Here is a 5840-nt window from a genome sequence, read left to right as displayed (position 1 = left end):
CGCTGCGGGTCGAACGGGGGCACGGGTCCGGACGCTGCCCCGAACAAGACGAGTGCGCCGCGGATGCGAAGGCTCGCGAGGATCCGTCGAAAGTATCCTTGCCGACGCCGTCGTACACCACGTTGACGCCTTCGCCGTCGGTGAGCTCGCGGACCTTGTCCGCAAATCCGCTGTAGCGCAGGACCTCGTCCGCGCCGGCTTCCCGGGCCAGGGCTTCCTTCTCGTCCGAGGATACTGTGGTGATGACGCGGGCACCCCGGGCCTTGAGCAACTGCGTCAGGATGAGTCCCACGCCACCGGCGCCGGCATGGGTCAGGACGGTGTGGCCCGGCTCCACGCGGAAAGACGAGTTGATCAGGTAATGCGCGGTCATTCCTTGCAGCGGCAGGGCTGCCGCGGTGTGGTCGTCGACGCCGTCCGGTACCGGAAGCGCTTTGTCGGCGTCCACCAGGGTGTACTCCGCGTAGCTGCGGGATCCTTCAGCGGTAGCGATCCTGTCGCCGACGGTGAAATCCACACGTCCGCGCCGATGGCAACTACGGTGCCTGCCGACTCGGAGCCGGGGGTGAATGGATACTCAACCTTGTAGATGCCGCTGCGCTGATATGTGTCGATGAAGTTCACTCCGGCGGCTGCAACTTTGACAAGGAGTTGGCGCGGACCCGGAACCGGGACCTCTGCCTCGGTGAGTTCGAGGACTTCGGGCCCTCCGGCTTTCCGGGCAATGATTGCGTGCGTCATGGGTCTCCTTCTCCGTCGAGGCACTTTCGTGCCCGCATTCACACAACCATCCTAGGGAGCGGAGTCCGTCGAGTGTCCAGTCAGCGGCTCGGGGCGGTGGTTCGCCGTAATGTGTCCGGATGACTTCCGGGCGTGTCAGCCCCTGCCGTGCGCGGAAGCGACGGGGCAGTCAAAGCCGCGGCCCGCGGCGAGTCCGACCTCATTGAGGTAGCGCACGACGATGGCGTATGACTGCATCAACGTGGTTTCGGTGTAGGCAATCGAGTGCTTTTCGCAGTAGCTTCGGACGATCTCCGAGGCGCGGCGCAAGTGGGGGCGGGCCATGTCCGGGAACAGGTGGTGTTCGGCCTGGTGGTTGAGGCCGCCCAGGAGGATGTTCATGAAGGGGCCGCCGGAGATGTTCCTGGCAGTCAGGATCTGGCGACGCAGGAAATCGACGCGGGAGTCTTCCGGCAGAACCGGCATGCCCTTATGGTTCGGGGCGAAGGAAGCACCCATGTAGAAGCCGAACACCATGATCTGGACGCCCAGGAAGGCAAATGCCATGCCCAGCGGCAGGAAGGTAAAGGCGAGGACCGGCAGGGCGAGAAGCCGTGCCAGGAGGATGGGCGTCTCCACCCAGCGGTGCTTGATGGCTCCGGGCCGGCAGATGTACATCAAGGACTCCCACTGCAGGCTGATACCCAGCAGGAGGAGGAGCGGGAAGAAGAACCAGCCCTGCCTGCGCGTGAGGAACGCGAAGCGTCCCTGCCTGCCGGCAGCGGCTTCAACGTGGAAGGCCAGGGCGCCGGTCTTGATGTCCGGGTCCTTGGAAATAACGTTCGGGCTGTTGTGGTGCGCGCCGTGCTTCTGTTCCCACCAGGAGTAACTGATGCCGGCAACCGACGTGGCCAGGATACGCGCGGACCAGTCGTTGGCCCTGCGGGAGGCAAAAATCTGGCGGTGGCCGGCCTCATGTGCCAGGAAGCTCAACTGGGTACAAAGGATGCCCAGGGCTGCGGCGATGAGTAGCTGGTACCAGCTGGGGCCGATCAGCGCGAAGCCGAACCAAGTGCCGGTCAGCAGGAGGACCAGGGAAGCGAAAACGCTGATATAAAAGCCGACGCGGCGCTTCAAAAGCCCCTCCGCGCGGACCGTCTTGAGAAGCTCGGAATAGCTGAGCACGACGGCGTTGGGTGGCCGGACGACCTTGCTAGGACGTTCAGTGGTGGAGGTCTGTGACATATGCAGTTGCCCCGTAATACATAACGGGCAACGCTGCAACCGACGATCGGCTGCACGGTCTAGATCACCCTCTATTCAGCATACGCTCCCAAATCGGCGCGCCGAGCCGGGCTGCTCCAGAAAGCCCTGAAAAAGGTCGTGCATAAATATCGGCAACCATGAATAGTTTTGCTGTATAGTCGTGCCATGACTATTTCTGTTGCCGTCTCCGGTGCCAGCGGCTATGCCGGGGGAGAGGTGCTGCGCCTCCTGGCGGGCCATCCGGACGTCACCATCGGCGCCATCACCGCGCACAGCAATGCCGGTTCCAGACTAGGGGAGTTGCAGCCGCATCTCCACGGTTTGGCCAGCCGGATTCTCGAGGACACCAGCGTGGAAAACCTCGCTGGCCACGACGTCGTGTTCCTGGCCCTCCCGCACGGAGCCTCGGCTGAGATCGCGGCGCAGCTGCCCGAAGGCACACTGGTGATCGACGCCGGCGCTGACCACCGGCTCGAAGACCCCGCGGCGTGGGAAAAGTTCTACGGCTCCGCCCACGCAGGGACCTGGCCCTACGGGCTTCCGGAACTTCCCGGCCAGCGCGACGCACTCAAGGGGGCGAAGCGGATTGCGGTGCCCGGTTGCTACCCGACGTCGGCCCTTCTCGCCCTCACGCCCGGCTTCGCCTACAAGCTTCTCCAGCCGGACGACGTCGTGATTGTGTCTGCTTCCGGCACCTCGGGTGCCGGCAAGGCAGCCAAGGTGAACCTCATCGGTTCCGAGGTCATGGTCCATGAGTCCTTATGGCGTGGGCGGCGGACACCGCCACACCCCCGAGATCGAACAAGGACTTTCCAACGCGGCCGGTGAACCAGTCACCGTGTCCTTCACTCCCACCCTCGCGCCCATGAGCCGCGGCATCCTGAGCACGGCGACAGCAAAGGTCAAGGCCGGGGTCACGGCCGCCGAACTGCGCAGTGCCTGGGCCGAAGCCTACGACGACGAACCGTTCGTCCACCTGTTGCCCGAAGGGCAGTGGCCCACCACTAAATCGGTGCAGGGTTCCAACCACGCAGTCATGCAGTTGGCCTTCGACGAGCATTCCGGCCGCGTGGTTGTCACGTGCGCCATCGATAACCTGACCAAAGGGACCGCCGGCGGCGCCGTGCAGTCCATGAATATTGCCCTCGGCCTGGACGAATCCGCCGGCCTCAACGTCCAAGGAGTTGCCCCGTGACCATCACCGCCCCCCAGGGATTCCGGGCCGCAGGTGTCAAAGCCGGCATCAAGGCGTCCGGGAATCCGGACCTTGCCCTGGTTGTCAACGACGGCCCCCTGAAACGCCGCGGCAGCCGTTTTCACCTCGAACCGCGTGGCCGCGGCACCCGTGCACTGGTCACGCCAGGTCCTCTCCGACGGGCGCGTTGACGCAGTGGTTCTGAATTCCGGCGGCGCCAACGCCTGCACGGGTCCGCAGGGATTCCAAAATACGCACGCAACCGCAGAGAAAGTGGCGGCCGTGCTCGGGATCTCCGCCTCCGACGTCGTGGTCTGCTCCACCGGACTGATCGGTGAGCAGCTGCCTATGGACAAGATCATCCCGGGCATCGAAGCGGCGTTCGCGGAACTCTCCGAGAACGGCGGTCCTGCCGCCGCTACGGCGATCATGACCACGGACAGCGTGGCGAAGGAAGCAGTCTTCAGCGGCACCGACTCCGAAGGCAACTCGTTCACCGTCGGGGGCATCGCGAAGGGCGCCGGCATGCTGGCGCCAGGCCTCGCAACCATGCTCGTGGTGCTCACCACTGATGCCCAGGTCCCGGCGGAAGAGCTCGACGTCGTCCTCCGCGACGCCACGCGCGTCACCTTCGACCGCACCGACTCGGACGGCTGCATGTCCACCAACGACACGGTCGTCCTGTTGGCCTCCGGGGCCTCCGAGGCCATCCCGTCCGCCGAGCAGCTTGGCGCAGGAATCACCCAGGTGTGTGCCGAGCTTGCCCGCAAGTTGATCGGCGACGCAGAAGGTGCCAGCCACGACATCGCCATCCGCACATTCAACGCGGCGAGCGAGCGCGACGCCGAAATCGTCAGCCGTTCAGTGGCCCGCTCCAACCTCTTCAAGACCGCCATCTTCGGCAAGGACCCCAACTGGGGCCGCGTCCTGTCCTCGGTGGGCACCACGGACGCCGTCTTCGAACCGGACCAGCTCAACGTCTCCATGAACGGCATCCAGATCTGCCGCAACGGCAGCATCGGCGACGACCGAAACCTGGTGGATCTCGAGCCCCGCGAGGTGCTCGTGGAAATCGACCTGCAGGCCGGCGACGCCGAGGCCACCATCTGGACCAACGACCTCACGCACGAGTACGTGCACGAGAACAGCGCCTACTCGAGCTAGACGGGATGACCATGACTGCGCACACCCGCGAAAATACCTCCATGAGCGATGCCCAGGACAAGGCCGCGACGCTGATCGAGGCACTGCCGTGGATCCAACGCTTCGCCGGTACCACCATGGTGATCAAGTACGGCGGCAACGCCATGGTCAACGAGGAACTCCGACGCGCCTTCGCCGAGGATATCGTCTTCCTGCACCACGTGGGTATCCACCCGGTCGTCGTGCACGGGGGAGGCCCGCAGATCAACTCGATGCTTGGCCGCCTGGGTATCGAATCCGAATTCAAGGGCGGCCTGCGCGTCACCACTCCCGAGGCCATGGACGTGGTCCGTATGGTGCTCACCGGACAAGTGGGCCGCGAGCTCGTGGGCCTCATCAACTCCCACGGACCCTATGCGGTCGGGATGTCCGGTGAAGACGGCGGACTCCTGCGTGCCGTGCGCACCGGCACCGTGGTGGACGGCGAGGAAGTGGACCTCGGCTTGGTGGGCGAAGTGGTGGGCGTTGATCCCAGGGGTATCGAGGACATCCTCGACGCCGGCCGCATCCCGGTGATTTCGACGGTCGCCCCCGAGATCCTTGACGAAGGGGATGGCACCGGCTCCACTACCGGACAAGTGCTTAACGTCAACGCGGACACGGCAGCAGCGGCGGTTGCCTCGGCACTGGGCGCATCCAAGCTCGTCATCCTGACCGACGTCGAGGGCCTCTACGCCAACTGGCCGGACAAGTCCTCGCTCATTTCCTCGCTGACGGCCACGGAATTGCGGGAGATGCTGCCGCGCCTGGAGTCCGGCATGATCCCGAAAATGACGGCCTGCCTGAAGGCCATCGATGAAGGAGTCGAGCGGGCGCACATCGTGGATGGCCGCCTGCCGCACTCCATGCTCCTGGAAACCTTTACGACCGCGGGCATCGGAACCCAAGTTGTCCCCGACGAGGAAGTGAACGCATGAACGAAACTGTTGGTTTGAGCCCGACCGGCGCTGCGGAGGCCGCCGCAACCACGCTCGTTTCCCAGAGCACGGGAAGCGACTGGCTTGCCCGTTACTCTTCTTCGCTCATGGGCGTCTTCGGCACCCCGCAGCGGGTCCTGGTCCGTGGCGCGGGAGCCCTCGTGTGGGACGCCGACGGCAAGGAATACCTGGACCTCCTCGGCGGGATTGCCGTGAACGCGCTGGGCCATGCCCACCCGTTCGTCACCTCTGTCATCTCCAGCCAGCTGGCCACGCTGGGGCACGTCTCCAATTTCTTCACGAGCCCCACGCAGATCGCGCTCGCCGAGAAGCTCCTGGCCATCACCAAGGCTCCTGCCGGCTCCAAGGTGTTCTTCGCCAACTCCGGCACCGAGGCCAACGAGGCCGCGTTCAAGCTGGCTCGGCGCAACAGTTCTGCCACGCGCACCAAGATCATCGCCCTGGAAGGTGCCTTCCATGGCCGCACCATGGGCGCCCTGGCCCTGACCGCCAAGGAAGCCTACCGGGCACCGTTCGAG

Annotated in this window: 3 protein-coding genes and 3 pseudogenes; 4 read left to right on the top strand and 2 right to left on the bottom strand. The window is 64.9% G+C overall.

Features of this window, described 5'->3' with window-relative positions; translation table 11 throughout:
- Together AHiyo1_RS04765 and AHiyo1_RS04760 are read right to left on the bottom strand one after the other, a co-directional pair.
- Nucleotides 1-741: pseudogene (locus AHiyo1_RS04765) on the bottom strand (quinone oxidoreductase family protein); the annotation flags it as partial.
- 135 nt (nt 742-876) lie between these two features.
- Entirely contained in the window at nt 877-1965 is a 1089-nt protein-coding gene (locus AHiyo1_RS04760) for a fatty acid desaturase family protein (RefSeq protein WP_059387786.1), read from the bottom strand.
- Between the two features lie 186 nt (nt 1966-2151).
- Here AHiyo1_RS04760 and argC point away from each other — a divergent pair.
- The 4 genes and pseudogenes from argC to AHiyo1_RS04740 form a co-directional block, all read left to right on the top strand.
- A pseudogene (argC, locus tag AHiyo1_RS04755) lies at nt 2152-3181 on the top strand (N-acetyl-gamma-glutamyl-phosphate reductase).
- Nucleotides 3178-4345 (top strand): annotated as a pseudogene (argJ, locus tag AHiyo1_RS04750) (bifunctional glutamate N-acetyltransferase/amino-acid acetyltransferase ArgJ). The pseudogenes argC and argJ overlap by 4 nt, the downstream one beginning before the upstream one ends.
- An 11-nt stretch (nt 4346-4356) precedes the next feature.
- Complete coding sequence (gene argB / locus AHiyo1_RS04745) at nt 4357-5301, top strand: acetylglutamate kinase (RefSeq protein ID WP_059387787.1); 945 nt, start codon at nt 4357-4359, stop codon at nt 5299-5301.
- The coding region (locus AHiyo1_RS04740; protein WP_172465498.1) for an aminotransferase class III-fold pyridoxal phosphate-dependent enzyme at nt 5298-5840 on the top strand (543 nt) is incomplete at its 3' end. The genes argB and AHiyo1_RS04740, both read left to right, overlap by 4 nt.

It is taken from the genome of Arthrobacter sp. Hiyo1, from assembly GCF_001263615.2.
Taxonomy (GTDB): domain Bacteria; phylum Actinomycetota; class Actinomycetes; order Actinomycetales; family Micrococcaceae; genus Arthrobacter.
This window is presented reverse-complemented; position numbering and strand designations above follow the sequence as displayed.

Bases quoted from the DNA above. Each gene is read 5' to 3' on its own strand.
- AHiyo1_RS04760 (WP_059387786.1), bottom strand. From the start codon at position 1,965: ATGTCACAGACCTCCACCACTGAACGTCCTAGCAAGGTCGTCCGGCCA.
- argB (WP_059387787.1), top strand. From the start codon at position 4,357: ATGACTGCGCACACCCGCGAAAATACCTCCATGAGCGATGCCCAGGAC.